Source organism: Pseudarthrobacter arbutini, from assembly GCF_054510915.1.
The window spans coordinates 1-26,256 of the sequence record NZ_JBTNDQ010000027.1 but is presented as its reverse complement, the minus strand read 5'-3'; the positions used below and the strand labels follow the sequence as shown (position 1 = coordinate 26,256).

The 26,256-nt window shown below is 65.8% G+C and carries 30 protein-coding genes and 1 pseudogene; 19 read left to right on the top strand and 12 right to left on the bottom strand.

The window, feature by feature from the left end:
* The first annotated feature begins 176 nt into the window (after nucleotides 1–176).
* Together ACX80V_RS21435 and ACX80V_RS21430 are read left to right on the top strand one after the other, a co-directional pair.
* Nucleotides 177–452 carry a hypothetical protein gene (locus ACX80V_RS21435; RefSeq protein ID WP_240484350.1) on the top strand — a complete coding sequence of 92 codons (276 nt, stop codon included), beginning with the start codon at nucleotides 177–179 and terminating at the stop codon, nucleotides 450–452.
* Nucleotides 453–509: 57 nt separating this feature from the next.
* Nucleotides 510–848, top strand: coding sequence for a hypothetical protein (locus tag ACX80V_RS21430; protein ID WP_485844842.1), 339 nt, complete (start codon nucleotides 510–512; stop codon nucleotides 846–848).
* Nucleotides 849–903: 55 nt separating this feature from the next.
* Here the strand turns inward: ACX80V_RS21430 and ACX80V_RS21425 are convergent, their stop codons facing one another.
* Nucleotides 904–1,122, bottom strand: a complete 219-nt coding sequence (locus ACX80V_RS21425; protein WP_485844841.1) for a hypothetical protein — start codon at nucleotides 1,120–1,122, stop codon at nucleotides 904–906.
* 161 nt (nucleotides 1,123–1,283) lie between these two features.
* Complete coding sequence (locus tag ACX80V_RS21420; protein WP_485844840.1) at nucleotides 1,284–1,919, bottom strand: TetR/AcrR family transcriptional regulator; 636 nt, start codon at nucleotides 1,917–1,919, stop codon at nucleotides 1,284–1,286.
* A 120-nt stretch (nucleotides 1,920–2,039) separates the two neighbouring features.
* Here ACX80V_RS21420 and ACX80V_RS21415 point away from each other — a divergent pair, with 120 nt between their 5' ends.
* The 6 genes from ACX80V_RS21415 (at nucleotide 2,040) to ACX80V_RS21390 (ending at nucleotide 7,134) form a co-directional block, all read left to right on the top strand.
* Nucleotides 2,040–2,363, top strand: a complete 324-nt coding sequence (locus tag ACX80V_RS21415; protein WP_058930288.1) for a thiamine-binding protein — start codon at nucleotides 2,040–2,042, stop codon at nucleotides 2,361–2,363.
* Between the two features lie 191 nt (nucleotides 2,364–2,554).
* Entirely contained in the window at nucleotides 2,555–3,232 is a 678-nt protein-coding gene (locus ACX80V_RS21410; RefSeq protein ID WP_485844839.1) for an O-methyltransferase, read from the top strand.
* Nucleotides 3,233–3,329: 97 nt separating this feature from the next.
* A complete protein-coding gene (locus ACX80V_RS21405) occupies nucleotides 3,330–3,809 on the top strand; it encodes a Dps family protein (protein ID WP_485844838.1) in 480 nt (159 codons plus the stop codon).
* 22 nt (nucleotides 3,810–3,831) lie between these two features.
* Nucleotides 3,832–4,980, top strand: coding sequence for an acyl-CoA dehydrogenase family protein (locus ACX80V_RS21400; RefSeq protein ID WP_485844837.1), 1,149 nt, complete (start codon nucleotides 3,832–3,834; stop codon nucleotides 4,978–4,980).
* Nucleotides 4,974–6,374 (top strand): PIG-L family deacetylase, encoded by a 1,401-nt coding sequence (locus ACX80V_RS21395; RefSeq protein WP_485844836.1) that lies wholly within the window; start codon nucleotides 4,974–4,976, stop codon nucleotides 6,372–6,374. The genes ACX80V_RS21400 and ACX80V_RS21395 overlap by 7 nt, the downstream gene beginning before the upstream one ends.
* A 1-nt stretch (nucleotide 6,375) precedes the next feature.
* Complete coding sequence (locus ACX80V_RS21390) at nucleotides 6,376–7,134, top strand: glycosyltransferase family 2 protein (RefSeq protein ID WP_485844835.1); 759 nt, start codon at nucleotides 6,376–6,378, stop codon at nucleotides 7,132–7,134.
* 163 nt (nucleotides 7,135–7,297) lie between these two features.
* On the opposite strand, the gene ACX80V_RS21385 is transcribed toward ACX80V_RS21390, so the two are convergent.
* From ACX80V_RS21385 to ACX80V_RS21370, 4 genes are all read right to left on the bottom strand, one after another.
* The gene (locus ACX80V_RS21385; RefSeq protein ID WP_485844834.1) at nucleotides 7,298–8,416 is read right to left on the bottom strand and encodes a YihY/virulence factor BrkB family protein; all 1,119 of its coding nucleotides are present in this window, start codon (nucleotides 8,414–8,416) and stop codon (nucleotides 7,298–7,300) included.
* A gap of 91 nt (nucleotides 8,417–8,507) precedes the next feature.
* Complete coding sequence (locus ACX80V_RS21380) at nucleotides 8,508–9,116, bottom strand: DUF3618 domain-containing protein (RefSeq protein ID WP_485844833.1); 609 nt, start codon at nucleotides 9,114–9,116, stop codon at nucleotides 8,508–8,510.
* Nucleotides 9,113–9,544 (bottom strand): phage holin family protein, encoded by a 432-nt coding sequence (locus ACX80V_RS21375; RefSeq protein ID WP_485844832.1) that lies wholly within the window; start codon nucleotides 9,542–9,544, stop codon nucleotides 9,113–9,115. Before ACX80V_RS21375 ends, ACX80V_RS21380 begins: the two co-directional genes overlap by 4 nt.
* On the bottom strand, nucleotides 9,544–10,509 hold the full coding sequence (locus ACX80V_RS21370; protein WP_485844831.1) for a hypothetical protein: 966 nt from the start codon (nucleotides 10,507–10,509) through the stop codon (nucleotides 9,544–9,546). The genes ACX80V_RS21375 and ACX80V_RS21370 overlap by 1 nt, the downstream gene beginning before the upstream one ends.
* A gap of 186 nt (nucleotides 10,510–10,695) precedes the next feature.
* Here ACX80V_RS21370 and ACX80V_RS21365 point away from each other — a divergent pair, with 186 nt between their 5' ends.
* Nucleotides 10,696–11,199, top strand: coding sequence for a hypothetical protein (locus tag ACX80V_RS21365; RefSeq protein ID WP_485844830.1), 504 nt, complete (start codon nucleotides 10,696–10,698; stop codon nucleotides 11,197–11,199).
* Between the two features lie 102 nt (nucleotides 11,200–11,301).
* Complete coding sequence (locus ACX80V_RS21360; protein WP_485844829.1) at nucleotides 11,302–12,252, top strand: spermidine synthase; 951 nt, start codon at nucleotides 11,302–11,304, stop codon at nucleotides 12,250–12,252.
* On the opposite strand, the gene ACX80V_RS21355 is transcribed toward ACX80V_RS21360, so the two are convergent.
* Nucleotides 12,249–13,145: a LysR family transcriptional regulator gene (locus ACX80V_RS21355; RefSeq protein WP_485844828.1), complete on the bottom strand. Its 897-nt coding sequence runs from the start codon at nucleotides 13,143–13,145 to the stop codon at nucleotides 12,249–12,251. The genes ACX80V_RS21360 and ACX80V_RS21355 overlap by 4 nt on opposite strands.
* A 129-nt stretch (nucleotides 13,146–13,274) precedes the next feature.
* On the opposite strand from ACX80V_RS21355, the gene ACX80V_RS21350 reads away from it, so the two are divergent.
* Both ACX80V_RS21350 and ACX80V_RS21345 read left to right on the top strand, forming a co-directional pair.
* Nucleotides 13,275–14,657, top strand: coding sequence for an MFS transporter (locus ACX80V_RS21350; protein ID WP_056349045.1), 1,383 nt, complete (start codon nucleotides 13,275–13,277; stop codon nucleotides 14,655–14,657).
* Between the two features lie 61 nt (nucleotides 14,658–14,718).
* Nucleotides 14,719–15,468 carry a 3-hydroxybutyrate dehydrogenase gene (locus ACX80V_RS21345; RefSeq protein WP_485844827.1) on the top strand — a complete coding sequence of 250 codons (750 nt, stop codon included), beginning with the start codon at nucleotides 14,719–14,721 and terminating at the stop codon, nucleotides 15,466–15,468.
* A gap of 14 nt (nucleotides 15,469–15,482) precedes the next feature.
* Here ACX80V_RS21345 and ACX80V_RS21340 read toward each other — a convergent pair whose 3' ends face one another.
* Nucleotides 15,483–15,653: a hypothetical protein gene (locus tag ACX80V_RS21340; protein ID WP_485844826.1), complete on the bottom strand. Its 171-nt coding sequence runs from the start codon at nucleotides 15,651–15,653 to the stop codon at nucleotides 15,483–15,485.
* Between the two features lie 384 nt (nucleotides 15,654–16,037).
* Nucleotides 16,038–16,439, bottom strand: a complete 402-nt coding sequence (locus tag ACX80V_RS21335) for a winged helix-turn-helix transcriptional regulator (RefSeq protein ID WP_485844825.1) — start codon at nucleotides 16,437–16,439, stop codon at nucleotides 16,038–16,040.
* Nucleotides 16,440–16,562: 123 nt separating this feature from the next.
* Between ACX80V_RS21335 and ACX80V_RS21330 the strand changes: the two genes are divergently transcribed.
* On the top strand, nucleotides 16,563–17,426 hold the full coding sequence (locus tag ACX80V_RS21330; protein WP_485844824.1) for an SDR family oxidoreductase: 864 nt from the start codon (nucleotides 16,563–16,565) through the stop codon (nucleotides 17,424–17,426).
* A gap of 123 nt (nucleotides 17,427–17,549) precedes the next feature.
* Here ACX80V_RS21330 and ACX80V_RS21325 read toward each other — a convergent pair whose 3' ends face one another.
* Nucleotides 17,550–18,185, bottom strand: coding sequence for a LysE family translocator (locus ACX80V_RS21325; protein ID WP_485844823.1), 636 nt, complete (start codon nucleotides 18,183–18,185; stop codon nucleotides 17,550–17,552).
* A gap of 8 nt (nucleotides 18,186–18,193) precedes the next feature.
* Nucleotides 18,194–19,693, bottom strand: coding sequence for an amino acid permease (locus tag ACX80V_RS21320; RefSeq protein ID WP_485844822.1), 1,500 nt, complete (start codon nucleotides 19,691–19,693; stop codon nucleotides 18,194–18,196).
* 225 nt (nucleotides 19,694–19,918) lie between these two features.
* Here ACX80V_RS21320 and ACX80V_RS21315 point away from each other — a divergent pair, with 225 nt between their 5' ends.
* The 4 genes and pseudogenes from ACX80V_RS21315 to ACX80V_RS21300 all read left to right on the top strand — a co-directional run bounded on the left by ACX80V_RS21315 (nucleotide 19,919) and on the right by ACX80V_RS21300 (nucleotide 23,224).
* On the top strand, nucleotides 19,919–20,347 hold the full coding sequence (locus tag ACX80V_RS21315) for a hypothetical protein (protein WP_485844821.1): 429 nt from the start codon (nucleotides 19,919–19,921) through the stop codon (nucleotides 20,345–20,347).
* Complete coding sequence (locus ACX80V_RS21310; protein WP_058930270.1) at nucleotides 20,341–20,574, top strand: helix-turn-helix transcriptional regulator; 234 nt, start codon at nucleotides 20,341–20,343, stop codon at nucleotides 20,572–20,574. The genes ACX80V_RS21315 and ACX80V_RS21310 overlap by 7 nt, the downstream gene beginning before the upstream one ends.
* Nucleotides 20,571–21,545 carry an NAD(P)-dependent alcohol dehydrogenase gene (locus ACX80V_RS21305; RefSeq protein WP_485844820.1) on the top strand — a complete coding sequence of 325 codons (975 nt, stop codon included), beginning with the start codon at nucleotides 20,571–20,573 and terminating at the stop codon, nucleotides 21,543–21,545. Before ACX80V_RS21310 ends, ACX80V_RS21305 begins: the two co-directional genes overlap by 4 nt.
* 174 nt (nucleotides 21,546–21,719) lie before the next feature.
* Nucleotides 21,720–23,224, top strand: a pseudogene (locus tag ACX80V_RS21300) (HNH endonuclease signature motif containing protein).
* Between the two features lie 110 nt (nucleotides 23,225–23,334).
* On the opposite strand, the gene ACX80V_RS21295 reads toward ACX80V_RS21300, so the two are convergent.
* Nucleotides 23,335–24,135 carry a GNAT family N-acetyltransferase gene (locus ACX80V_RS21295; RefSeq protein ID WP_485844819.1) on the bottom strand — a complete coding sequence of 267 codons (801 nt, stop codon included), beginning with the start codon at nucleotides 24,133–24,135 and terminating at the stop codon, nucleotides 23,335–23,337.
* A gap of 209 nt (nucleotides 24,136–24,344) precedes the next feature.
* On the opposite strand from ACX80V_RS21295, the gene ACX80V_RS21290 reads away from it, so the two are divergent.
* Complete coding sequence (locus ACX80V_RS21290; protein WP_240484349.1) at nucleotides 24,345–25,199, top strand: IclR family transcriptional regulator; 855 nt, start codon at nucleotides 24,345–24,347, stop codon at nucleotides 25,197–25,199.
* 219 nt (nucleotides 25,200–25,418) lie between these two features.
* On the top strand, nucleotides 25,419–26,256 hold an 838-nt coding region (gene hutU / locus ACX80V_RS21285; protein ID WP_485844818.1), incomplete at its 3' end, for a urocanate hydratase.

Sequence of the window (26,256 nt, the reverse complement as noted above, 5' to 3'; positions counted from 1 at the left end):
TCACAGTGCCGGGCCGGCGGATACCATCCCAGCAGACGCGCCGCTACGCGGGCATTACCAAATGATTCTTCGATAGCAGCTACGCGGGCATCTTTGATGAGTCAACGCGAACACTGGTGGTGCGGCTCATATGCGTTATAGCATGGGCCTGGCTATGCAGTTGGCCGTGGACTCTCATGAGAGCGCTGACCATGGAAATAAGGCTGCACCCAGCCGGTGCGAGACCCGGCAAAACCCGCCGTCCAGCACGTGACGGTTGGCGCGCCGGGCTTCCGGTCAAGCGCTTCTTTACCCGGTTCCGGTCCCTGGCAGACCTGCCGCCGGAGGACCTGGACGTACTGTCCGAGCGGATGAGACTGGCGCTGGACGTCAGCCAGGAAGCAAACATCGCCGCCCTGCACGCGGCGGTACGGGCCGAACTCCGAAACCGGGAAACGGAACCGGACGATTGATGGCCGGCCGGTGTATCGGCGTGAGGCGGTCGCTACGGCCTAAAGGAGTCACTCAAGATGAACGAACAGCCAGGGCCCAACACCCCGGATCCGGATAGCGGATCCGACAACCCCCAGGCTTCGGACCCGAAGCCGCGGCCGGTCTATGACACCACTGTCTCCGAATCGACGCGGGAACTGCGGGATACTTCCCGGCGCCGCCGCGATGCGGAGGAGAAGCTGCAGCAGCACCTGTTGGAGGCCAAGGAGCACGTGCCCCATCACTACGATCATGAGCCTCACAAGCACGGCCAGGAGCCTCCCACAGCGGAAGGGAAAGGCAGCGCCGGGCCGCAGGAGAACACGCCCGAAGAAACCAAGCCTCAACAAAAGAACCCCGGGGGCGACGCCAGCTGATTGGGCTCATCGTCAGCCCGGCACCGCCACCCTCGTGGTCCGGGCCGTAGGCCGGTCAGGCGGTTTGCTCATCCTCTGGCGACCCGGTCCGGCGGGCGCTTTCCTCGACGGCCAGCTCATACCACACCTGCGCACCGAATACCGGGGTGGGAGTGTCGAGGTTTTGGTAGAGGGCGTCCAGCAGATTGGCCAGGTCCTCCGCCGCCAGCGACGGCAGGATCTCTTCGGGGCCGCGGGGGTCGTGGATAACCCGGGACAAGTGTGTCGGGTTCATCGGCGGACGATGGCGTTGGACTGGCTGCGCTGGAGGTGTTTCACTCATGCTCCCTCAGAAGATTCAGAGGCTGGCTGCGTAACCCTACCTGAGTCTAATCCAACGTTTGGAGACCAACAATGGGGCGCCCGTGGTGGTGGTCCGGCGGGAGGGCACGGGTGTCATGTGAACTGTGGACCCTGTAGCTGCGGGGCGGGCAGCGGCACATGCGCGGGCAACGGGCGGTGGGGCCGTTCAGTGCGGATGGCGTCCTCGATCAGTGCCAGCGGGCGGCGCCAGGCGTCGGAACCGGGCTCCATGGTGTCCACGACGCCGATCAGCATGGCGAGCAGGCGGAACATGTCAGTCATGGAAATATCCGCACGCAGGGTGCCTTGACCTTGGCCGCGGCCAAGCAGGACGCTCATGGAATCCATCAGTGAGCCGGTGATGCCGGTGAGGAGTTCGCGGCGGCCCGCAACGGCGCCAAGCAGGTTGGCATCATCGCTGGCCGCGGCCATGATGGCTTCGAGGACGCGCAGCAGTCCCGCAGTTGCGTCGATGTCCGCCAGCGCGTCCGCCATAACGGGGTCCACGGTCTCGCGGAGCTGCCGGTTGAGGGCGGCCAGGACCAACTCCTCCTTGTCAGCGAAGTTCCGGAACAGGGTGGCCGGGCCAACACCTGCCGTCAGTGCGATGGTCTGGAGGGGAACCTCGGGACCATGCTCGCGGAAGCACTGGCGCGCGGCCAGGATGATCTTGTCCACGTTCCGGGCAGCGTCTGCGCGTAGTGGCTTGCGGACGACAGCAATGCTCATTCGTTCAGGTTAGCAATGCCTCAGGCAGCCTTCATGGTTACCGGAGGGTAGCTGGCTATGTGACGCTTCGCCGGCCTCGCCAAACCCGTTTCGGGTTGGGCTGCATGACAGACTTGCCCTATGTTGCTTGCATTTTCAGTCGCCCCGTCCGGTACGCCCGCAGGGGGATCGCGTCCCACCGACGCATCAGTGCACGACGCCGTTGCGGCCGCCGTGCGGATCGTCCGGGAGTCGGGGCTGCCCAACCAGACGGACTCAATGTTCACCACCATCGAGGGCGAATGGGACGACGTGTTCGACGTCGTAAAGCGCGCCACCGAGGCCGTAGGCAAGTTTGGCAGCCGTGTCTCACTGGTCATCAAGGCAGACATCCGGCCCGGTTATGAGGGCGAGCTCAGCGCCAAGGTGGACCGCCTTGAAGGGGCACTCTCGGACGGTTCCTAATTCCCGTCACGCCAGGCAGGCTTTTGGCGCCGGCCGGTCTCCGCGCCCGCGTCAGTTCAAGGATGTGACGCCTGGGCCACGCCAAAAGCCTGCCCCGCGTGACACGTCCCCTCCGGTGCCTGAGCCGGTTTGTGGGCTGGTTCCGGGGCCGTGTCCTAGACCGGCGCGTGCCTGCGTGCCAGACTGTGGCCATGTTTGAGCACAAGACCCAGCCGGGGTGGGTGGCAGTGGAAGACTTTCTCACAACCACCGTGGTGCACCCAGACACTGCGCTTGTACAGGCCGTGCGCTCCGCCGTCGACGCCGGGATGCCGCCCATTGAAGTGACGCCCAACGCCGGCAAGCTGCTCAAGCTCCTGGTCCAGCTGTCCGGCGCCCGCCGGGTGCTGGAGATCGGCACGCTCGCAGGGTTCAGCACCATCTGGATGGCGCAGGGACTGCCCGACGGCGGGCGGCTGGTGACGTGCGAATACCTCGCCAAACATGCGGACATCGCCCGGGCGAATGTGGAGGCGGCGGGCCTGGCGGACAAAGTGGAGGTCCGGGTGGGCGCTGCCCTGGACACCTTGCCCGCGCTGCAGTCGGAGGGCCAGGAGCCGTTCGACTTCGTGTTCATCGATGCGGACAAGGAAAACGACGCAGCGTACCTCGAGTGGGCCGTGCGCCTGGGCAGGCCGGGAACCGTGGTGGTCCTGGACAACGCCGTCTGGGAGGGCGCCGTGCTGGATCCTTCCATCGACCAGGTCAACGCCCCCGGGATCATCAGCGCCCTGGAACTGCTGGGCCAACATCCGCAGCTCGATGCCACCGTGATCCAGACTGTTGGGTCCAAAGGCTGGGACGGGTTCGCCTTGGCGCGCGTCCGCTAAGCGCAGACGGCACCCGGTCATTAGTTAATTGCTAAGTATGCTTAGAATGACTGTCCGGCCGATGCCCGTCCGGAACCGCCTGCAGTGGAGGAACACGATGAAAGCGTCACCCACCCTTGCCAGCAATCTTCAGATGGTCCTCACGGACCTGATTGAGCTGCATCTCCAGGCCAAGCAGGCCCACTGGAACATAGTGGGCACCAACTTCCGCGACCTTCATCTGCAGCTCGACGAGATCATCGCCAGTGTCCGGCTGTTTGCCGACCAGACGGCGGAGCGGATGCGGGCCCTGCACGCCCTGCCCGACGGACGGAGCCACACCGTAGCCGCAGACACGCGTCTTGCTGAGCTCACCGGCGGGCTGATTTCCACGAAGGACGCCGTCAAACTGATCACTGCCAGGCTCGAACGGACAGTGCAGACGATGCGGGATGTCCACGATGAGGTGGATGAAGACGATCCCACCAGCGCCGACCTGCTGCATGCCGGCATCGAACGCCTGGAACAGCTCGCGTGGATGGTCAACGCGGAAACCATGACGCCGTCCGCCGCCGTCACAGAACCGGCGGCAAAGTAGGCCGGGCCGGAGAAACGACAGAATGTCTGCATCATCCCACCAGCCCGTCCGCATGGTCTCAACTCAAACAGAACTGGCTTGGACCGTTCCCCTGCTCGACTCCGTGGCCTCCGCGGCAGGGGACGTCCCCGCGCTGCTGTCGTTGGCCCGGGACGCGGGAGGCAACTGGCCGCCGCCAGGGGGCGGCCATACTGCCCGTCTCTGGGAACTGCTCGCTTCCGTCGCGGCGGTGGACGTTGCCGCAGGCCGCGTATTTGAACCGCATGTGGATGCGCTTGCGATCCTTTCCCAGGTGGGCCTTGATCCAGCGGGCCATGTTCCGGCGGGCGCTGTTCCCGCCGACAGCGCGGGCGCGTGGGGAGTGTTTGCCGCGGAGGGCCCGGGACTCCGACTCGAGGCCAAGACCGGCGACGCCGGAATTCTGCTGAGCGGGTCCAAGCCGTGGTGTTCACTGGCGCCCCTCCTGGACCGGGCCGTCATCACTGCCCACACCGAAACCGGAGGCCGGGCTGCCTTTGCAGTGGACCTCCGGCATCCGGGAGTGACGTGTGAGGAGCCGGCGTGGGTGGCGCGCGGGTTGCGCGAGATTCCCAGCGGGACGGTCCATTTCAGTCAGGTGCCCGCACAGCAGCTTGGCAGCGACGGCTGGTATTTCAGCAGGCCAGGTTTTGCCTGGGGTGGCTTGGGCGTCGCTGCCTGCTGGCTCGGGGGCGCCGTGGGCGTGGCGCGGGACTACAAGAGCTCTTTGGCCGCCGCCGCTCAGTCCGGCCGCGAACCTGACCAGATCGCGCTGGCTGCCCTGGGCGAGACAGACAGGATCCTCACCGCCGCACTCCAGTACCTCGCGCGAACGGCAGCTCTCATTGACGGCGGCCAGCTGTCCAACGACGGCGGCCTGTCCGCCGGAGAAGACGCACGGGAGCCAGGGGCGCACCCAGTGGCGGACCGGAGCGCGTGGAGCGAAGCGTTACGCGTTCGCGGAACTGTAGCGGCCGCCGTCGAGCGTGTCCTGTCCCTTGTCAGCCGGAACCGGGGACCGGCGCCGCTGGCGTTCGACGAACCGTATGCCAAGCGCATGGCGGACCTGGCGCTGTACGTGCGCCAGCACCATGGCATGCGGGACGATGCTCAGCTGGGAAGGCTGACGCTGAAGGGGGAGCACCTGTGGTGACTTTCTCGCACACGGACCAGGGGACTGACGAGGCCCGTTGGGCGGCGGGCGGGCTCGCGGCTATGGCGGAGTTGCCCTTGGGTCAGCACGAATTGGCTGCCATGCGGTTCGTTGTGCTGGCGGCACACCCCGACGACGAGACCCTGGGCGCAGGCGGCCTGCTGGCCCTGCTGCACTCGCTGGGCGCCGACGTCGAGGTGCTGCTGTGCACGGCGGGGGAGGGCTCGCACCCGGACTCGGCGACCACCACGCCTGAACAGCTCGCCGCCGTCCGGCTTGAGGAGTTTGCGGCAGCGATGGGAGTCCTGGGGCTGGCCGGACGCTGGCGTTTCCTCGGGCTGCCGGACCGGGGCCTGCAAGAACTGACGCCGGAAATCGCCGCCCGGCTGCGGGAGGCCATCGGCCGGCTCCCCGGACCACCGCAGCAGCTGGCAATCGTGGCCCCGTACCGAGACGACGGCCATGCGGACCACAACGCCCTCGGCACAGTGGCCGCCGACGTCGCCGGCGAAGGTGGGCACGCCCTGCTGGAGTATCCCATCTGGTACTGGCTGTGGGCCTCCCCGGAGGACCCTGCCTGGCGGTCCTGGGCGCGCGTTCCGCTGGGTGCTGATCAGCAGGCGGCAAAGAGGTCCGCCATGGACTCACACACGAGCCAGATACGTCCGCTGTCCGGGCTGGCCGGGGACGAGGTGCTCCTCGGCGAGGGGCTGCTGCAACATTTCAGGCGCGCTTTTGAGACATTTGCCTGGACGCCGCCCGGGGCCTACGCGGTCCAATCCCCTCCCCACACCAGCGCGGACGCGCAGCGGATTTTCGACGCCGTGCACTCGAAGTCCGGAGACCCCTGGGAATACGCCACCAGCTGGTACGAGCGGCGCAAGCGCGCCCTCACCCTCGCCTCGCTGCCCCAGGAGAACTACCTGTCGGGCCTGGAAATCGGCTGCTCCATCGGAACTTTGACCGCCGAATTGGCCACCAGATGCACCAGGCTGCTTGCCGTGGATGCCAGCAGCACCGCGCTTGAGCTTGCGGCCCGGCGGCTCGCGCAACTCGCCGGGGTCTCCACGCGGCAGTTGACGCTCCCCGGTGACTGGCCCGGGGGCAGCTTCGACCTTGTAGTGGTCTCCGAAGTGGGCTACTACCTGTCCGCTGCAGAGTTTGATCTGCTGTTGCAGCGGATCCAGGAATCGATGGCGCCGGGCGGCACGCTGCTGCTGTGCCACTGGCGGCACCCGGTTTCCGGGTGGGAGCTCGACGGCGACTCCGTCCACGCGCTGGCCCGGAACCGGCTGCGTTGGCCCACCGCAGGTCTCTACCAGGAACGCGATTTTGTGCTGGAAACGCTCGTGGCTGCCGGCGAGGCCGGCGACCCTGGACCTCCGGTGTCTTGACGTGGACAGGATCGCGCAGGTTGCCGTAGTTATTCCGGTCCATAACGAGGAACCCTACCTGGCATGTGCCCTGGCAGCGGTCAGTGCCGCAGGTGATGCCCTGCAGCACAGCCAGCCGGATACGGACGTCGCCATCGTGGTGGTCTTGGACGCCTGCACGGACGGCTCAGGCGCCGTGGCGGCGCGTTTTGCGGCGGCGGATCGCCGCATCACCTTGTTGCCGGTCGCGTTCCGTAGCGTCGGGAGGAGCCGGCGTGCAGGTATCAACTTGCTCCTCACGGGACGCTTGCCGGACCGTGCGGGGGCGGGGCGCCAGCGGACCGCCGAACGGGTCTGGTTGGCCAATACGGACGCCGATTCCTGCGTTCCGGAAAACTGGCTCCTGCGCCAGGTGGAACTGGCTGATGACGGCGCCGATGCAGTCTTGGGAACGGTGGAACCGGATCCGGCGGGCATGGACGGCGAACTCCTACGGCGCTGGCACGCCCGGCATCTGTTGGGGGAGGACCACCCCCATGTGCATGGTGCGAACTTCGGGGTGCGGGCCTCGGCCTACGTTCGCGCTGGTGGCTTTCCCCGTCAGCGCTCGCACGAGGACCGGGTGCTGGCCGCACGGCTGCGCCGATACGGGTACCGAATTACTTCCACGGACACGGTCCGGGTAGTGACTTCCGGGCGGACCGAGGCCCGGGCGCCGCAGGGATTCGGCGCGTATATGCTGGCCCTTGGTATGGAGTCCGCTGTGGCGTTCGAACGCTGAGCAGCGAACAAAATGAGGGGGCCGACGACGACTGGGGGGACTGGCCTCGGTCTCAGAAGAGGCCACCTCGCCGCCGACCCCGTCTGACACCCGGGACGCGAAGGACCCAGGAAACCTAAAGGAATCTGCTGATATTGATTTTCCTCCAAGTGGCGGGCCCTGCCTAGTCCCGCGTGTCGCTGTCTCGTCCCGTGCTGGCGTCCGATCCAGCCTGATCCGCGCCGTTCCGGTGGCGCTCACGCAGCTCGCGGCCGCGCCGGATGTCCTCCTCTTCCTGCTCTTGCATCTTCTCGCTTTTCTTGGTGTCCCGCGGCGGAAGCTGGATGGTTTCTTCAGCCTCGATTCCCGCCTGGAGCTGCCGTCCCCGCTCCATTTCGGCGTCGAACTCTGCCCCGAACAGCAGCGACATGTTCAGGATCCACAGCCAGAGCAGCATGACGATCACACCGCCGAGCGCGCCGTAGGTTTTGTTGTAATTGCCAAAGTTGGCCACATAAAAGGCGAAGCCAAGCGAGGCCAGCAGGAAAATAAACAGGGCTATGCCGGAGCCAAGGCTCATCCATTTGAACTTGGGTTGCTTGACGTTGGGAGTGGCGTAGTAGAGCACCGCGATGATGACAATGATGAGCGCCACCATTACCGGCCATTTCGCGATGTTCCAGACAGTGAGGAACGCGCCACCGAGCCCGATCAGGTCGCCGACTGCTTCTGCCACAGGTCCGCTGAGCACCAGCATGCCTGCCAGGAGTGCCACGATGACTACGGCGAGGAGCGTAACAGCCAGCATGGTTCCGCGCAGCTTGACGAATGGACGGCCCTCGTCCACTTCATAGATCCGGTTCATCGCCCTACCGAAGGCGCCAACGTAGCCCGAAGCGGACCACAGCGCTGTTCCCAGGCCAATGACCAGAGTCAATCCTGCCGCCGGCGCGTTCGCCAATTCCTCAACCGGGCCGCTGACGGTATTCACCGTCTCAGCAGGGGCGAAGCCCCGCACGATTTCGAGCAGGGCCGTGGTTGTTTTTTCGGGGTCCCCAAAGAGGCCGATCAGGGAAACGAGCGCGAGCATTGCAGGAAACAAGGACAGTACGGCGTAGTAGGTCAGGGCTGCCGCGAGGTCCGGGCACTGGTCCTTGTTAAACTCCCGAAGCGTCTTTTTGGCGATGTACTTCCACGACGGTTTGGTGACGTCGGTGGGGCTGTCCGGTTTCCGGGAGTCGTCGGGTGCGGGAGCGCTGCCCGCCTTGGCGGTGCTGGGTTCGGGTGCATCGTGAGCGGCCATGGTGTGTCCTCTCGGGGTTGGAAAGGGAAAGGCCGGTTCCGCCGGGGGAGGCGGAACCGGCCTGTCTGTGCTGCTGGCGGTGCTGGTGCCGTTACGTGTTCTGGACGTGATCCCTGGCGTCGACAGTGCGGTCCTTGACGTCCGCTGCCGCAACCTGACCTTCGGCCTTAACATGCTCGGCGGCGTCGGCTGCCGTTGCTTTGACATTCTCCATGGCTTCCCGCGCCGGTTCCTTCAAACCCTCAGCCATCTCCTTCGCGGCCTCGGCCAGCTCGGTGGTCAACGGTTCGGCGGCGGACTTGAGGGCGTCCGCTGCTTCGCGTTCCTTCTCGCTCGCCGGGATCAGCGAGGACAAAAGCAGGCCGGCGCCGAACGCGATCAGGCCGGCAGCAAGCGGGTTGCCCTGCGTCTTCGCCTTCATCTGGTGCGGAGCGTCACCAATGGCGGCGCCTGCATCGCTGAGTGCATTGCCTGCACTGTCAGTCCGGGCGTGGACTCCGCTGTGCACGCGGTTGGTGACGTCGTCGGCTGTTCCCATGACTCTCTCCTTCACTCCGAAGACGGCGTCTTTCACCTTGTCTGTCTGGCGGTGGACGATGTTAGACGGCGTCACTTTGTCCGCCACCGCGTCCACGTTCGTGCCCAGGCGGGCGCGCGTTGCCTCAATATCTGAACGGATATCGTCCGGGTTGTCGCTCATCGTCTTACCTCACCGGGTTTTAGGGTTGGGGGAATTTCCTGGAGTGTTTCAGTGGTTTGGGGCATGCCCCTCACAGTCTTGAGTTCCTTCCGGCCGATGGAGGCCAGGACGGCGGCGATGACGCCCCAGATAACTGCGACGACGACGGCGGACCAGCCGAGTCCCATCAGCTCGCCTAACGCGATCCAGAGGGCGATCGACAGGAACAGCAGCACGAAGTGGCCAGCTACGCCGGCGCCGGCCAGCATGCCACCTCCCCTGCCGGCCTTGCTGGCGGATTCCTTGAGTTCGGCCTTGGCAAGCTCCACTTCCTGGCGCATCAACGTGGACAGGTCGCGGGTCACCTCACCGAGCAGGTCACCCAACGAGGTGTTGTCCGCCTTCGCGTGCGCCGCCGACGGGGGAGGTTCAGGTATCTGGCTGCTCATCACAGCCTGCCAGCCTGGCCGTCCGCTGAGCGGTCCCGGGTCAGGGGGTCGTTGGCCATAGGATCGTCGGCGAGCTCCCGGTCGGCCAACGGGTCGTCGGCAATGCGGTTGGTCGAGAAGGGCTGTTCCGCGAGTTGGGGGCTGTCGAGAGGACTGGCGGGACGCGAAGGGTCGCCGTAGCTGCTCCCTGGCGCGCCGCCGTCGAATCCTGCCGTGGTGGTGGCCGGGCCGGGCAGCTGCACCGGCGGGGGCGGGACAGTCCCACTGACCGACGGCGTGTAGCCGCTGTCGTATTGGCCACCGGTGCCGTACTGGCCGTCGGCACCGTACTGGCCGCGGGCTCCAGCGGAGTCCGCTGCGGACTCCGGTGCGCCGGCGCTCAGGCTGCGGCCGAGCCGGCCGGCAAGGACGCCTGCCCCGGCGGCCAGGAGCAGGAACGTGCCGGGACGCTGCCGGGCGAAGCTCTTGACTTCATTCAAGAGCGAACCCGGGTCCCGCCCGTCCAGCCAGGAGGCGACGGACGAGGAACGCTCCGCGGCCTGGCGGACCAAGTCCGTGGCCACTCCGGGCTGGTCGGACGCCTGCGCCATGGCGTGCAGTTCGTCCGAGACTGACCGGAGGCCGCTGGCCACCTTCTGCTGCTGCGCGCTGGCCTGCTGGGTGAGGTCATAGCGGGCCTGCTGCAAGAGGTCCTTGGCATTCGCCTTGGCCTCTGACGCGACGTTGGCCGCTTCTGACTTGGCAGTTTCCGCCACGCTCTGCGCGGAATCCGCCGCTGTCCGCGCCACATCTCCAGCTTCTTCCTTGACGGCATCAGTGCGGGAAGTCCCGTAGGTTTCGCCCGTCTGTGGAGCTGCAGCTGGATATGTACTGGGGAACGTACTGGGGGCGCGTTCTCCGGTGGTGCCCGGGGTGGCCGGTGGAACCGGGTAAGCGGAATCCTCGGGCCGTTGGTTCTCTGTCATCTTCGCTCTCTCTTTCCAAAGAAGGCCGGTTGTTGATAAGAACAGCAATACTGGCCGTAAAATAGTAAGCATGATTAGTAACGGAAGGTAAGTACCCTTCCTACCTGAATTTCAAAGGGGTTCGTATCGCCTGCCGCCCGGCATCGCAGGGACCCCGTCACAACGAAGTGGAAAGGGTGGGTAGTCGTGGATACAACATCGTGGGTTTGGGTGATTGTTGCCATCGTCGTGCTGGTCCTGATCGTGCTGTGGCTTGTGACCGGGCGTCGCCGTCAGGCCATGCAGCAGAAGCGGGACGAATCGCACCGCGAAAAGGCCGCCGAAATGCGCCGGAAAGCCGAGGATATCGAGCTCGATGCGCGTGAGAACGAAGCCCGGGCCAGCCGTGCGCGTGCCGACGCAGAGCAGGCACAGGTCGAGGCGGCGCGGCTGAAGCAGGAGGCTGAAGCAAAGGCCACCGACGCCAGGTCGCTCCGGGAAGACGTGGCCGAGCGCACCCACAAGGCCGACGCCTTGGATCCCGACGTAAATCGGGACGGGGACGCGCGAACCGACGCCACCCGCACCGAAGCCGACGTGAATCCGGAAGGCGACGAGCGCACCGACGCCACGCGAACCGACGCCACCCGGGCGGAGGAACTTCGGCGGAACCAGGAAAGGACAGATCGGGACAGGCCGCTCGCAACCTAGTCGGGTTCGGCGACCGGACCCTTCTGGACTGAGACCGCGCCGGACCGCTGACACAGGGCGGTCAATTATGGTTGATCCATGACTGAAGCGGCACACGGGTAAATGGCAAAGCGCGGCAAGTCAGGCGGGCGGAACAGCCAGCGTTCGACGGCGGGTGTCATCGACGTGCCCAAGGGAACCCGTCCTGAGGGCCCGGTTGAGGGCGTCTACTACGTCGATACCGGCGACTGCGAGCTCATTGCGGACCAGGACAACTCCAACGGTTGGCTCCTGAAGATCAACGGTGTCATGAGCTCCCACATCGACCTCGCCGATCCGTTGTTCCTCGATTTTGAGTACATGCGCTGGATGGCGGCGCTGATCGAATCACGCTGGCCACCGAAGTCCGGAAAGGGCGGGACCAAGGCTGTGGCGCCCACCGCGGGCGGAGTCGAGAAGCTGCGAGGACTGCATCTGGGCGGCGGGGCCTGTTCCCTGGCGCGGTACTTCCACGCAGCCTATCCCGAAGCCCGCCAGGTCGTGGTGGAACTGGACGGCAGGCTGGCCGAGTACGTCCGCGGCTGGTTCGACCTGCCCAAGGCGCCGCTGCTGCGGCTCCGTGTGGGGGAGGCCCGCGAGGTCACCGAGACGCTCACGCCGGACAGCCGCGACTTCATTATCCGCGACGTGTTTGCCGGTTCACTCACGCCGCGGCCGCTCACCACCGCCGAGTTCAATAGCCACATCAAGCGGGTCCTGTCGCCGGGCGGCATCTATGTGGTCAACTCAGGCGACGCCCCGGACTTGAAGAATGCGCGGGAAGACGCCGCCACCATCGCGGCCGCGTTCGCACACACCGTCATCATCGCCGACCCCTCCATGCTGAAGGGCCGCCGCTACGGCAACATGGTGATGGCCGGCAGCAACACCCCGCTGGACGGGGACCCGCAGCTTGCCCGCCGGCTTTTGGGCGGTGCCGTCCCGGCCCACATCTGGAACGACGCCCAGGTGCGGGCCTTCGCCGCGAACTCCCCGGTGCGCCACGACCCGGCAGCGCCATCGATTGAGCGTTAGTCCCTGCCCAGCAGGGCATCCCGGTGCGCCGCCGTCTGGTCGCGCAGGGCCTGCACCACGGCGGCCACGGCAGGGCGGCGCATCGAATCGGGTCGCAGCACCATCCAGTAAGGGAGCAATTCGGCGAAGTCGTCGGGGAGTAGCCGGACCAGGTCGCTATGCAGATTGCCCATGAAGCACGGCAGGAATCCGATGCCGGCACCGGCGCGGGTGGCCTCCACATGGACAAACACGTTAGTGGACGTCAGCCCTTCGCGCATGGCCGGCACCAGCCGCCGGGGTGCGTCCAGGTCGTCCACCTGCAGCATCGAATCCACAAAGTACACCAGCGGGTGCTCCGTCAGCTCAGCAACGCTCGCCGGCGTCCCGTTCTCGGCGAGGTAGGCACGCGAGGCGTACATCCCCAGCATGTACTCGCCCAGTTGGACGGCTTCGGCCCGGTGGACCTGTGGTTCGCCCACCACAACTTCTATGTCCAGCCCGGAACGCTGCTGCAGCGCGCGGCGGGTCATGGTCACCACCTCCACGCTCAGTCCCGGGTGTTTCCGGCGCAGCCGTGCCACGGCGGGCGCGGCGATGTAGGCGCTGAAGCCGTCGGTCGCCGTCATGCGTACGACGCCGGTAATCGGGTCCGGTGCCTGACCTGCCGGTCCCAGCGCACTCACCGCTGCCTCCACCTGTTCGGCGACGCGGACGGCCTCCGTGCCCAGCTCCGTCAGTTCCCAGCCGCCGGCCGCCCGGGCCAGGACGCGGCCGCCCAGCGCCTTCTCCAAGGCGGCTATCCGACGCGAAACGGTGGTGTGGTTCAGCCCCAACACTTGCGCCGCCGTCGTAAATTTGGCGGAGCGGGATACCGCAAGCAGGACCAGGAGGTCATCGGGATTCGCCTTCATATCTGCAATTGTGCACACAGCAGGTGCCGGTTTGGGCATTGAAGGCGCATGTTTGTGCAGTAATACTCAGTGGAGCCATTAGTGCTGTGGATCACAGCGCGTGTCAAAGTGGACACTAAGGAGAAACTCATGAGCGTAGAGCAGCGCTCGGCAGACAATGCCGCCGGATCCGCACCCAAGGGATCCGGGCTTAAAAAGATTGTGGCCGCGTCGATGGTGGGCACGGTGGTGGAATGGTACGAATTCTTCCTCTACGCCACCGCCGCCACCCTGGTCTTCGGGAAGTACTTCTTCCCCGCCACCGGCAACGAGCTGGACGGCATCATCCAGGCGTTCCTCACCTACGCGGTGGGCTTCGTGGCACGCCCCCTCGGCGGAATCGTCTTCGGCCAGATCGGCGACAAACTGGGCCGCAAGCCGACGCTGCAGCTGACCATCGTGATCGTCGGCGTGGCCACTTTCCTGATGGGCTGCCTCCCGGGCTTTGCCGATATCGGCTACCTGGCTCCGGCTCTTCTGGTGGCCCTCCGCTTCATCCAGGGCTTCGCGCTCGGCGGCGAATGGGGCGGCGCCGTGCTGCTGGTTGCCGAACACAGCCCCAACAAGTCCCGCGGATTCTGGTCCAGCTGGCCGCAGGCCGCAGTGCCGGTGGGCAACCTGCTGGCAACGCTGGTGCTGTTCATTATGTCCACCGCCCTGAGCCCGGAGGCATTCCTCGGCTGGGGCTGGCGCGTGGCCTTCTGGCTTTCCGCCGTGATCGTCTTCGTTGGCTACTACATCCGCACCCACGTCACCGAGGCGCCCATCTTCCTGGAGGCCAAGGCCCTCGTGGAGAAGGAGCAGGCCGTCAGCTACGGCGTCTTCGAGGTGGTGCGCAAGTATCCCAAGGGCATCCTTCAGGCCATGGGGCTGCGCTTCGCGGAGAACATCATGTACTACCTGGTGGTCAGCTTTGCCATTGTCTACCTCAAGAGCGTGCACAAGTACGACACGTCCTCGCTCCTGCTCGCACTCCTGATCGCCCACGTCATCCACTTCCTGGTCATCCCGCAGGTGGGGCGGCTCGTGGACAAGCTGGGACGGAAACCGGTCTACCTGATCGGGTCCATCTCCGGTGCGGCCTGGCCGTTCTTCGCCTTCCCCATGTTCGATACCCGCAACGCCGTGGTGATTGTCCTGGCCGTGACCATCGGCCTGTGCCTGCACGCGTTTATGTATGCCGGCCAGCCTGCCATCATGGCCGAGCTCTTCCCCACCCGGATGCGCTACTCGGGCGTTTCGTTGGGCTCGCAGGTCACTTCGATCTTCGCCGGTTCGCTGGCCCCGCTGCTTGCTACCCAGTGGCTCAAGGACACCGGGTCCTGGCTGCCCACGGCGATCTACCTTGTGGTTGCCTGCGCGATCACTACGGTTGCCGTGCTGAGCCTTAAGGAAACCAAGGGCATCGCGCTGGAAGAAGTGGACAAGGCCGACGCCGCCCGCGAGGGACTGCTCCCGGCGGCCTCACGCTGAACTGCCTGAGCAGTTCACCGCAGGGAAATTGAGCGCGCACACGATGGGAAACAGATCTGCAATGGAAAACACACTGAACGGCCGCAAGGCCGTGGTGACCGGCGGCGCCAGCGGGATCGGGGCTGCCTGTGTCCGGGAACTCGCCGCCCGCGGGGCGAAAGTGGTGGTGGCCGACGTCGACTCCGCCGGCGCTGCCGCCCTCGCCGACGAAGTGGGCGGCACCGCCTGGGCCGTTGACCTGCTGGACGTGGACGCGCTCGCCACCCTGAGCCTGGACTGCGACATCCTGGTGAACAATGCCGGGATCCAGAGCATCAGCCCCATCGAAGCGTTCGATCCGGCGGACTTCCGCCGGATCATCGCGCTGATGCTCGAGGCCCCGTTCCTGCTGATCCGGGCCGCGCTGCCGCACATGTATGCCAACGGCTTCGGCCGCATCATCAACGTGTCATCCGTGCACGGAATCCGGGCCTCCCCGTTCAAAAGCGCGTACGTTTCCGCCAAGCACGGCCTGGAAGGGCTGAGCAAGGTGACGGCACTTGAGGGCGGGGGGCACGGAGTCACGTCCAACTGCATCAACCCTGGCTACGTCCGGACCCCGCTGGTCGAGAAGCAGATCGCGGACCAGGCCAAGGTGCACGGCATCCCCGAGTCCGAGGTCCTGGCCAAGGTGATGCTCACCGAGTCCGCCGTGAAACGCCTGGTGGAACCGGAGGAGGTTGCCTCCCTGGCAGCCTGGCTGGCGTCCGATCACGCCGGCATGGTCACCGGGGCCAGCTACGCGATGGACGGCGGCTGGTCGGCGCGGTAGGCCGGGCCGGTTGCCTACTCCTGCCGCCTGACCTGGCGGGGATCGTAGTAGACAACGCCCTCTGCGGTCCCCATGCCGACAGAGTCGGGGGTCCGTGAGACCACCACACCCTCGTGCCGGCCGTTGAAGGGATCGTCTCCCACCACGGCGTCACCGATTTTGTAGGGGCTTGCTGGGCCTGGCACAGCGCGGACGCGGTTCCAGGCCCTAGCCATAAGGCGCGGTTGTTTCGGGCTGGTTTCGTCTCGGCGGTTGCGGTCATGGCGGTCATGTTGCGGTTCGTGTTGGGCCGGATTGCGGGCAGCGTTGACCATCGGAACAACTCCTTCAGCGCGGCGCTCGTCCGCTCACTGTCGGTGCGGTTGCCGGAACGCTCCCAGCAGAGGATGGTCCTCCAATTCCTGGCTGGCACCTTACATTTACGCTAGGCGCTATTCACACCAGTCACACCAGTAACATGTACTCGACTTCGCGGACGGCTCCTACTTAGGGGATTTAGGGGTCGACACTGGCCGGGAATCATCGTTGTCCGGGAATCAGGGCGGGCCGGAATCAGCGCCCCGCTGGAATCAGCGCTGGCCGTTGAGGATGTCGTCAGCGTTGTTGTAGGCCCAGGTGACGAGCGGGACGAGCAGGCCGGACAGCTCATAGCCGCGTTCGGTCAGGCTGTAGTCCACGCGGGGCGGGATGACCGGCTGGGCCTTCCGCAGCACCAGGCCGTCGCGCTCCAGGGTCTTGAGGGTCTGCGCCAGCATTTTCTCGCTGATTCCCTCTGCCCGGCGCCGGAGTTCGCTCCAGCGCTGCTCGCCTTCGGAGAGCGCCAGGAGGATCAGCACTCCCCATTTGCTGGTGATGTGGTCCAGGACGGTGCGGCTGGGGCACCCAGCCGGGAACACGCCGTCGGCCAATCCTTCCGGCAGGTGTGCCCGGAGATCTTCCGGCAGGTTGGTGGGCCATACAGTCGCTTCCATACCCATAACTTACCAAAAGGTGAGTACCTAACCTAAAAGTGCGTACTGTCTTTCAGGAAGTAATTGGCGGAGCGGCTGGTTGTGGAAGGTGACCCCCTAAGAAACGGTGAAAGGAACCAACCCATGAGCATCGTCATTACCGGAGCAACCGGACAGCTTGGCCGCCACGTCGTCGAGGCCCTCCTGGAGCGCAACGTTCCGGCGGCAGAGATTGTGGCCGCCGGCCGGTCCATTGAAAAGCTTGCCGACTTCGCAGCGCGCGGCGTCCAGGTCAGGGCAATGGACTACACAGACACCACGTCCGTGGCGCTGGCCCTGCAGGGCGCCCACAAGGTTCTCCTGATTTCCGGCAGCGAGGTTGGCCAACGCGTGGACCAGCACCGCACGGTGATTGAGGCAGCCAAGGCCGAAGGCGTGGAACTGCTGGCCTACACAAGTGTGGCCAACGCTGACACCACCGGGATGAAGCTGGCCGCTGAGCACCAGGCAACCGAGGCCATCCTGAAGGACTCAGGGGTTCCGTTCGCCATTCTCCGCAACGGCTGGTACCTCGAGAACTACACCGACCAGCTGCAGGGCACCCTTGCCCAGGGCGCGCTTGCCGGCAGCGCCGGTGAAGGCAAGGTCAGTGCCGCGGCCCGGGTGGACTACGCCGAGGCAGCGGCAGCCGTGCTGGTTGCCGAGAACCAGGCCGGCAAGGTCTACGAGCTGGGTGGGGACCACGCCTTCACGCTCACCGAACTGGCCCAGGAAATCAGCACTGCGGCCAACAAGCCCGTGGTTTACCAGGACCTTCCGGCCAGCGACTACGCCGGACTTCTTGCCGGATTCGGCGTGCCGGGGTTCTTCGCGGACATCCTGGCGGACTCGGACCTCGGCATTGCCCGTGGCGACCTCCTGGTCAGCGGCTCGGACCTCCGTATGCTGATTGGCCGGCCCACAACGCCGATGCCGGCCGCGGTCCGCTCGGCGCTCGCCGCCGTCTGAGCACGAGCGCAACTCCCGGACGCTCTCTCACTAATGCACGTTTTGGGCCGACGCTCTCTCACCTCATGTGAGAGAGCGTGGCGCCAAATCGCCCCAAAAGTGAGAGAGCGTCGGGGCAGGCAACTAGGACTTGCCGCCGGTCAAGGCCAAGGTTCCGCCGAGGCCGATCATCAAGGCCCCGCCCGTTGCCTCCACCGTTGAAACCCGGCTGGGCGAACGGGCAAACCATTGGCGGGCGGAACCTGCGGCGACGGCCCAGAGGCTATCTGACACTATGGCGATCAGCAGGAACACCGCCCCCAGCAGCGCCAGCTGGATCGGAATGGCCCCGGACGGGTAGTCCACAAACTGCGGCAGCACCGCCACAAAGAACACCACGGACTTGGGGTTGGTGATCCCCACCACCAGGCCTTCCGCCACCAGCCGTCGTGGCGAGGAGGCCACTGGCTGACGATCCGCGAAGGAGTTGTGCCGCCGGTTCCGGATGGCCTTGATGCCCAGATAGACGAGGTAGGCAGCCCCCGCCAGCTTCACCACGCTGAAGAGGACCACGGACTGCGCAACGATAATGCCCACGCCGAGCGCGACTGCAGCCACCTGCACCAGTTGCCCGGTCGCGTTGCCCAGCACCGTCAGGACGCCGCCCTTCCAGCCGAGCGCCAGGGAACGGCCGATCACGAACAGCACGCTGGGTCCGGGGACGGCGATCAGCACCACGGATGCCAGCGCAAACGCCAGAAGGTTTGAGAGCGGAACCATGCCTGATCTTAGCTCCGGCGGGCTGAGGCAACCACCGGAAGCGGTGAGGTTTCGTCCACAAGTTCGGCCCGGCGTCGTCCGTTACCTCTGACCCACAGGCGGTAGGCGAGGACCAGCAGCCCCAGCCACACCGCACCCACGTACAGCGCCACGCGGGTGTCCTCGAAGGCGCCCAGGACGGCGATGACCAGCGCCATAAACGCGATGGTCAGGACGGATGCCGCGGGCCACCACGGCGAGGGGAATTCCGACGCCGGCAGGGCCTTCCGTGCGATCTCCCGCTTCATCGCGACATGGGAAGCCAGGATCATGACCCACACCCAGACGGTGGCGAACGTGGCAATCGAGGCGATCAGGATAAAGACGTCCTCGGGAATGACCGCGTTCAGCACCACGCCCACCAGGAGGATGCCGGCCATCATCACTACCGTCATCCAAGGCACGCCATGGCGCGAAACCTTGCCGAAAACTGCCGGCGCGTGGCCTTGTCCGGACAGCCCGAACAGGATGCGGCCGGCGCCGAAGATGTCGCTGTTGATGGCGGAGAGCGCGGCGGTGATCACCACGGCGTTGAGGATGTGCGGTGCGGCCGGGATGCCCAGGCCGCTGAATATCTGGACGAACGGGCTGCCGTTGCTGCCGATTTCGTTCCACGGGAAGAGGCTCATCAGCACGCCGAGGGTCAGGACGTAGAACAGCAGGACGCGGACCGGCACCGTGTTCACCGCCTTGGGGATAACCTTCTTGGGGTCCGCGGCCTCGCCGGCGGTGATGCCAAGCGTCTCGATCCCGCCGAACGCGAACATCACGACGGCGAACGAGGCCAGGAGCCCCTCGAAGCCGTTCGGGAACAGCCCGCCGTGCTCCACGAGGTTGCCGAGGCCCGGAGCCACGGTGGACCCGCCGGCCTGGAAACCGAACGCGATAATGGCGGCGCCGCCGACGATCATGGCGATGATGGCCACCACCTTGATCAGCGAGAACCAGAACTCCAGCTCGCCGAAGACCTTCACGCTGAGCAGGTTCAGTGCGGCCAGGAAGCAGATGATGGCCAGGATCCAGATCCAGCGGTCCACCTGCGGAAACCAGAAGCCCATATAAATGCTGAAAGCCGTCACGTCCGCGATGGCCACAATCGCCATCTCAAAAACATACGTCCAGCCGGTCACAAACCCGGCCAGCGGGCCGAGGTAGCGGCTGGCGTACTGGCCGAACGAGCCCGAGACAGGGTGGCGGACGGCCATCTCGCCGAGGGCCCGCATGACCATAAACACCGCCGCACCGCCGATGATGTAGGCGAGCAGGACGGCCGGGCCCGCCTTCTGGATGGCGGAGGCTGAGCCGTAGAACAGGCCGGTTCCGATCGCCGAACCGAGGGCCATAAAGCGGATATGGCGGACGTTCAGTCCCCGGTTCAGGACATGCGCGACGGCGGATCCCGGTTTGGGCTTTTCGGCCGGGCTTGCGTCTTGGGCGGCTGTGTCTTGCCTGGTGGCGGCGTGCTGCATACAAATACCTTCTCGTCATTGGGAGGGGGATCGCCAACCAGCAGATCACTTTGGCGCCTTACGTGATGAGACTCACTGGCAGTTCCTGTCTTCCATCTCAGACTTGGGGCCGGCATTTGAACTTCGCGTGGCGTCTAGTCCAAGACTATTGACATCATGTCTGGTTTTCTTTACTTTTGAGATGTCAGCTTTGTTTTACATCCGGCGGGAATGGCGGGAGCGGAAATGTCCTTCGAAGAGAAGAGCGCCTGGATCATGGGGGTGGTGGCCGCGGGCTCTTATGGCGTGTATCTGGCCATCGTCCTGGGCATGGCCGGCACAATGCCCGTTGCCGAGGTTCCGTACGTGGCTCCACTGCTGTGGACCATCGGGGCATCCATTGCCGCGTCCATCGCCCTGCACATACTCTTGGGCATCTTTTCGCCCAAGGAGGTCGGGAAGAAGGACCAGCGCGACAGGGAGATCTACCGTTTCGGCGAGTACATCGGGCAGTCGTTTGTGGTCATCGGCGGCGTCGCGGCTCTGCTCCTGGCGATGGCTGAGGTGGACCACTTCTGGATCGCAAACGTCATCTACCTGACGTTTGTGTTGTCCGCGATCCTGGGCTCCGTGGCCAAGATCGTCGCCTACCGCCGGGGGTTCCAGCCGTGGTGAAGCCAACGCGAGTGACCAATTCAATCCGCCGCCTGCGGTTCGAACGGGGCGAGATGACGCAGGCCGAACTCGCCGAACGTGTGGGCGTTACCCGCCAGACCGTCATCGCCATAGAGCAGGGCCGGTACTCGCCGTCCCTGGAGATGGCGTTCCAGATCGCCCATGTGCTCAGCGTGCCGCTCGAGGACGTGTTCCAATACCCGAATCACCAAGGAGACGCATCATGAAAGCTATCGTGCAGGACGTTTACGGGAATGCCGACGTGCTCCAACTAAGGGATATCCCGCTGCCGGTGCCCGGCCATGGGGAAGTCCTGATCAGGGTCCGCGCGGCCGGCGTCGACCAGGGTGTGTGGCACCTTATGACCGGGCGGCCGTACCTGCTCCGCCTCTTCGGTTTCGGGCTGAAGAAGCCCAAGTTTCCGGTCCGCGGCCGTGAGGTTGCCGGCGTCGTGGAGGCCGTGGGGGCTGGCGTCACGCGCTTCCAACTGGGCGACGAAGTGTTCGGCACGTGTGAGGGGTCCTTCGCGGAATTTGTCTGCGCCAGGGAGGGCAGGGTGGCCACAAAGCCCGCGAACCTCACGTTCGAGGAAGCTGCGGTGGCACCCATTTCGGGTGTAACCGCGTTGCAGGCTGTCCGCGATGCCGGACAGGTGACGACCGGCCAGAAGGTGCTGATCATCGGTGCTGGCGGGGGAGTCGGGTCCTTTGCGGTGCAGGTGGCGAAGGCATTCGGGGCGGCGGAGGTCACAGGCGTCTGCAGCACAGGAAAAATGGAGCTGGTCAGGTCGCTCGGCGCTGATCACGTCATCGACTACACCCGGGACGATTTTGCCCGCGCCGGCCAGCATTACGATGTCATCCTGGATACCGCCGGCAACCGGCCGCTCTCAGTCCTGCGGCGCGTGCTGACCCCGCGGGGCACACTGGTGATCGTCGGCGGCGAGGGCGGTGGGAACCTGACCGGCGGGTTTGAGCGTTCGATGGGTGCGCCGCTGGTGTCACTGTTCTCCGGGCAGAAATTCAAGGGGCTTGTTTCGACGGAAAACTATCGCGATCTCGAGGCGCTGACCATGCTCATTGAAGCCGGCAGTGTGAAGCCTGCCGTGGACAAGGTCTACTCGCTTGTTGAGGCGCCGGCCGCCGTCGAATACATGCACGAAGGGCGCGTCCGCGGCAAGGTTGTTGTCAGCATCTGACGCTCTTCACCGTCCCAATTGCCAGGCGCGAATGGACACTTAAGCCCCGCCCGCGAGGGGACACTTGCGGCCCGCCCAGCTCCGCCGACACTTCAACAATGACGTGAGCAGGGTTATGCACATCGGCATTCAGCCTCGCCGTTATTGTCAGACCCTCGCGGGATGATTTTGAGTATGGATAGCAGAGCAGCTGTGGCGACGGCGGAGGCACTTGCGGTGTCGTTCGCTGAGCTTGCCGTTGTGCTCCGGGGCGGGACCGAGTCCTCGGGATCCGGTGGTGCTGATCCGTTGCGCCGGGTGGCGGATGGGTTCCTCGACGGGCTGGCTGAGATCTCTCGGTTGGACGCGAAAAGTGCCGCCCTGAAGGCCTGGCTGGCTACCGGCTACACCGCCGCTGCCGAGGCCTTGGCGGGCCCTGCAACGTCGCCCGAGGACCACACCGGACAGGAAATGGCCGTGATCGCTGAAGTCGCCTGTGCCCTGACGGTCAGCGAACGCAGTGCCGGCGCCCTGCTCGCCGAAGCCCACGCATTGACCACCGCCCTGCCGCTGACGTTCTCCGCGCTGCAGGCAGGGACGATTTCCTGGCAGCACGCCCGGATCATGGTCGACGAAACCGTGAACCTGGACCCTGCCGGCGCCCAAGCCCTCGAAGCGCATTTCCTGGACCCCGCCGCGCCGAACCCGGCACGTGCGTGCCCGGCCGGGGAGCTCATTCCCGGGCGGTTCCGGCACAAGGCCCGCAGCTGGCGGGAGCGGCACCACCCCGTCAGCATCGAAAAACGCCACGCACGCAGCGCCGCCGATCGGCGCGTGGAGTATGCCCCGGACCGGGACGGCATGGCCTGGCTCTCCGCGTACCTCCCCGCCGATCAGGCGGCAGGGATCTGGGACCGCACCACCACCGCAGCCCGCGCCCTCCAAGGACCTCATGAGGGCCGGACCCTCAGCCAACTCCGCGCCGACATCGCCGTCACCTGGCTCCTGAGCAACAACATCACCGCGGCGGGACCGGTGGTATGCCGGCAATGTCCGGCGGTAAGGGCGAAACGGGCGGTACCGGCGAAGCCGGCGGTGCCGGCGGTGCCGGCGCAACGGGCATGGCCGTGGGTGGCGGTGTTCCCTCGCCGCGGGCGCAGGTGTTGATCACGGTCCCGGTGATGTCGCTGCTCGGCCTCACGGATGAATCGGCCATGCTCGATGGGTACGGCCCGATCCCGCCGTCCATGGCCCGCAGTCTGATTGCCGACGGTGCGGAGTCCTTCCACCGGGTCCTGATCGACCCCCGCGACGGAGCACCCTTGGAGATCGGCAGAACCAGCTACCGGGTCACGAAAGCCCAGCGCCAATGGCTGCGGCTTCGCGACGGGAAGTGCCCGTTCCCCGGCTGCAGCAACCACTCCCTCGACAACGAAGCCGACCACATCCTCGCCTGGGCCCACGGAGGATCCACCGGGATCTCAAATCTCGGCCAGCCCTGCCACAAGCACCACAGACTAAGACACACCACAGCATGGAAACCCACCACCGCCACAAAGAACGAACCATCCGGCTGGATCTCACCCACCGGCCGCCACTACCAGAGCGAACACCCCGACTGGGAACCACCACGCTGGCCACCCCAGATCAAAGAACAGCTGCGGCATCAAGAAGTTGGTGAAAGGCGGCCGCCTATATAGGCACGTGTCTTCTGTCAGGGGTTGGGCTGGCCGATGGTCCATGAGCAGGGATAGGTCGCCGGGCGGGATTTGAGGATCTGGGCCGAAATCTTGAAGGCTTGGCCTGCGCTTCAATGTCCCTTTGCAGGAGGAGTCCACACAAACGGCGTGGTGGTGGTGATTGCCCTGAATCCCAACCTTCGCAGGATCGGCTCGCTGTCAGCGGAGGCGTCCACCTGCAGGTACTTCACTCCACGGGCCGCCGCCACCTGGGCGCGTGCGGACACCAAAGCCTTATAGATCCCGCGCCCTCGCCATGCAGGCAACGTTGAGCCGCCCCAGAGGCCAGCAAAGGCGGTCCCTGGATTGATCTCGAGCCAGGCCGCCGAAACCACTTCCCCCGAGGCCTCGGCCAGGAAGACCACAAGGTTTTCCGGGTCCGAGGCCAGCCGGTGCTGCAGATCAGCGGCCACCCAGCTGTAATCGGCGGCCCACACTTCAGACTTCATCGCCGCGATGCGCTCCAGGTCAGGGCGTTCGCGGGCAAGCCTCACCTGAATACCCTCCGGGACCACAGGTTCACGGGCCATCGCGGCCGTCTCACCCACCAGGACGGTCTCGCGATCTTCCGGTACGAAGCCTGCTGCGCGGAGGCGGGACTCAAGATCAGCTGGGAAGTCATGCGCCCGGGTCTTCCATTCGACGGCCTCCCCCCGGCCGGCAAAGTACTCACGCTGTTCGACGATCATCCTGTCGAGCATCCCGCCCTCCACTTCGAGGTCACGAGCCGATTCGATGAAGCCCCGCCGCTGTCCGGTCACGCGTAGCAGGGGTCCCAGCAGCTGATATTCGTGGCCGGGCGAAACGGCTGGGGGAACCAGCCGGCGGAGCTGGGAATCGTACGCGGCAAGGATATCGGTGGTTGAGGCCATACGCTTCAGCCTACGACCAGCGCCGCCGGACCCGATCGGACCCGAGCGGGGCCGGGAGGACAACCCAGGCCCAGTAGGCGGGAAGGGGCGCACGCCTGGCTATGTCTGGCATCCCGGACACCGGCTGTGTTTTGATGGCCATGAGGGGACCGGTCGTGGGCGCAAGGTTAAGTACGGGATCCCGGACATGGCCGGAAGCCCCGCGAGAAATGACGGAGGGCACAGTGGAGTCGAGTGCAGTGGTGTCGAGCACGGAAGCCAGGCCCGAGGCGGGCAGTGAACCAAGGGCGACATCCAAAGTCCCCGCCGCCGAGAACACCCTCCGTATCCTCAAACTGCTGGCCTCGAAGCGGGGGCCGATGGCGGCGTCGAGCATTGCCACGTCCTTGGGATTGCCGCGCTCCAGCGTTTACCACCTGCTCGGGGTGATGGAGGCGAATGGTTTTGTCCTCCACCTGCACGAGGAGCAGCGCTACGGGCTGGGGATCAGTGCCTTCGAGCTGAGCTCGGCGTATTCGCGGCAGGAACCGCTGTCCCGCCTGGGCCGGCCGCTGCTGGCGTCGCTGGTGGACGTCATCGGTGAGAGCGCGCACCTGGCCGTGCTTCATGGCCGCGACGTGCTGTACATCGTGGAGGAACGAGCCAAGAACCGCCCGTCCCTGGTGACCGACGTCGGCGTCCGGCTTCCCAGCCACCTCACCGCCAGCGGCCGCGCCATTCTCGCCGCACTGCCCAAGTCGCAGGTCCGGGCGCTTTACCCGAATGCCGAGGCCTTCACCGCCCGGCATGAGGTGGAGGGCGCCATCATGAAGTACTCCGCGCTGTCCTCGCACCTGGACCAAGTGAGGCAGCGCGGCTACGCCACCGAACATGGCGAGGTGACGCCCGGCTTCGGCTCGATCGCCGCCGCTGTCACGGACCACGTGGGATGGCCGACGGCGGCAGTCGCCGTCACGTTCCTCGAGGACAAATTGCCGGCGGACCAATGGCCGGCGCTCGCCGCGCGGGTCCAGAAAGTAGCGGACGAACTCTCCGTCCGCATCCACGGCCGCCCTGCCAAATAGTGCTGCCCGCCACCAATTTGCCCTATCACTTGTCGTCCCCATTTCGCCTTTTTAGCGACCGTAAGTGACAGAGCAACGAGAGTGAGGGATGGTCTGGAATCCCGGACACCGCCCCTCCGAAAGCCCTGTCCGGGCCGGCCCGGAACGGCTTTAGTTGATACAGAACCTCTTCCCAACACCGCGAACCTCGTACCCGCCCAGAACACAAAGGAGCCCCTCATGGCACCCGCCGATTTCACTACCGGTGCCCGCCCGGTCAAAGCTGCCCGCGGCACCGTGCTCACCGCCAAGAGCTGGCAGACCGAAGCCCCGCTGCGGATGCTGATGAACAACCTGGACCCCGAGGTCGCCGAACGCCCGGATGATCTGGTGGTTTACGGCGGGACCGGCCGTGCCGTCCGGTCCTGGGCCGCGTTCGATGCGATCACCCGCACCCTGGAAACCATGGAGAAGGACGAGACGCTGCTGGTCCAGTCCGGCAAGCCGGTCGGTGTGTTCCGGACCAACGAATGGGCGCCGCGGGTGCTGCTGGCGAACTCCAACCTCGTGGGCGACTGGGCCAACTGGCCCGAATTCCGCCGGCTCGAGGCCGAGGGCCTGATGATGTACGGGCAGATGACCGCCGGGTCCTGGATCTACATCGGCACCCAGGGCATCCTGCAGGGCACCTTCGAGACCTTCGCCGCGATCGCCCGCAAGCTCACCGGCGACCAGGACGGCACCCTCGCCGGGACCCTGACCCTCACGGGCGGCTGCGGCGGCATGGGCGGTGCCCAGCCGCTCGCGGTCACCCTGAACGAGGGCGCCTGCCTGATCGTCGACGTCGACGAGACCCGCCTGCGCCGCCGCGCCGGCAAACGCTACCTCGACGAGGTCGAAACCGACCTCGACACCGCGATCGCCAAGGTCCTGGCGGCCAAGGAAGAGCGCCGCGGCTGGTCCGTGGGGTACGTCGGGAACGCCGCCGAGGTCTTCCCCGAGATCCTGCGCCGCCACCGTGCGGGTGAACTCACGGTCGATATCGTCACGGACCAGACCTCCGCCCACGACCCCCTGT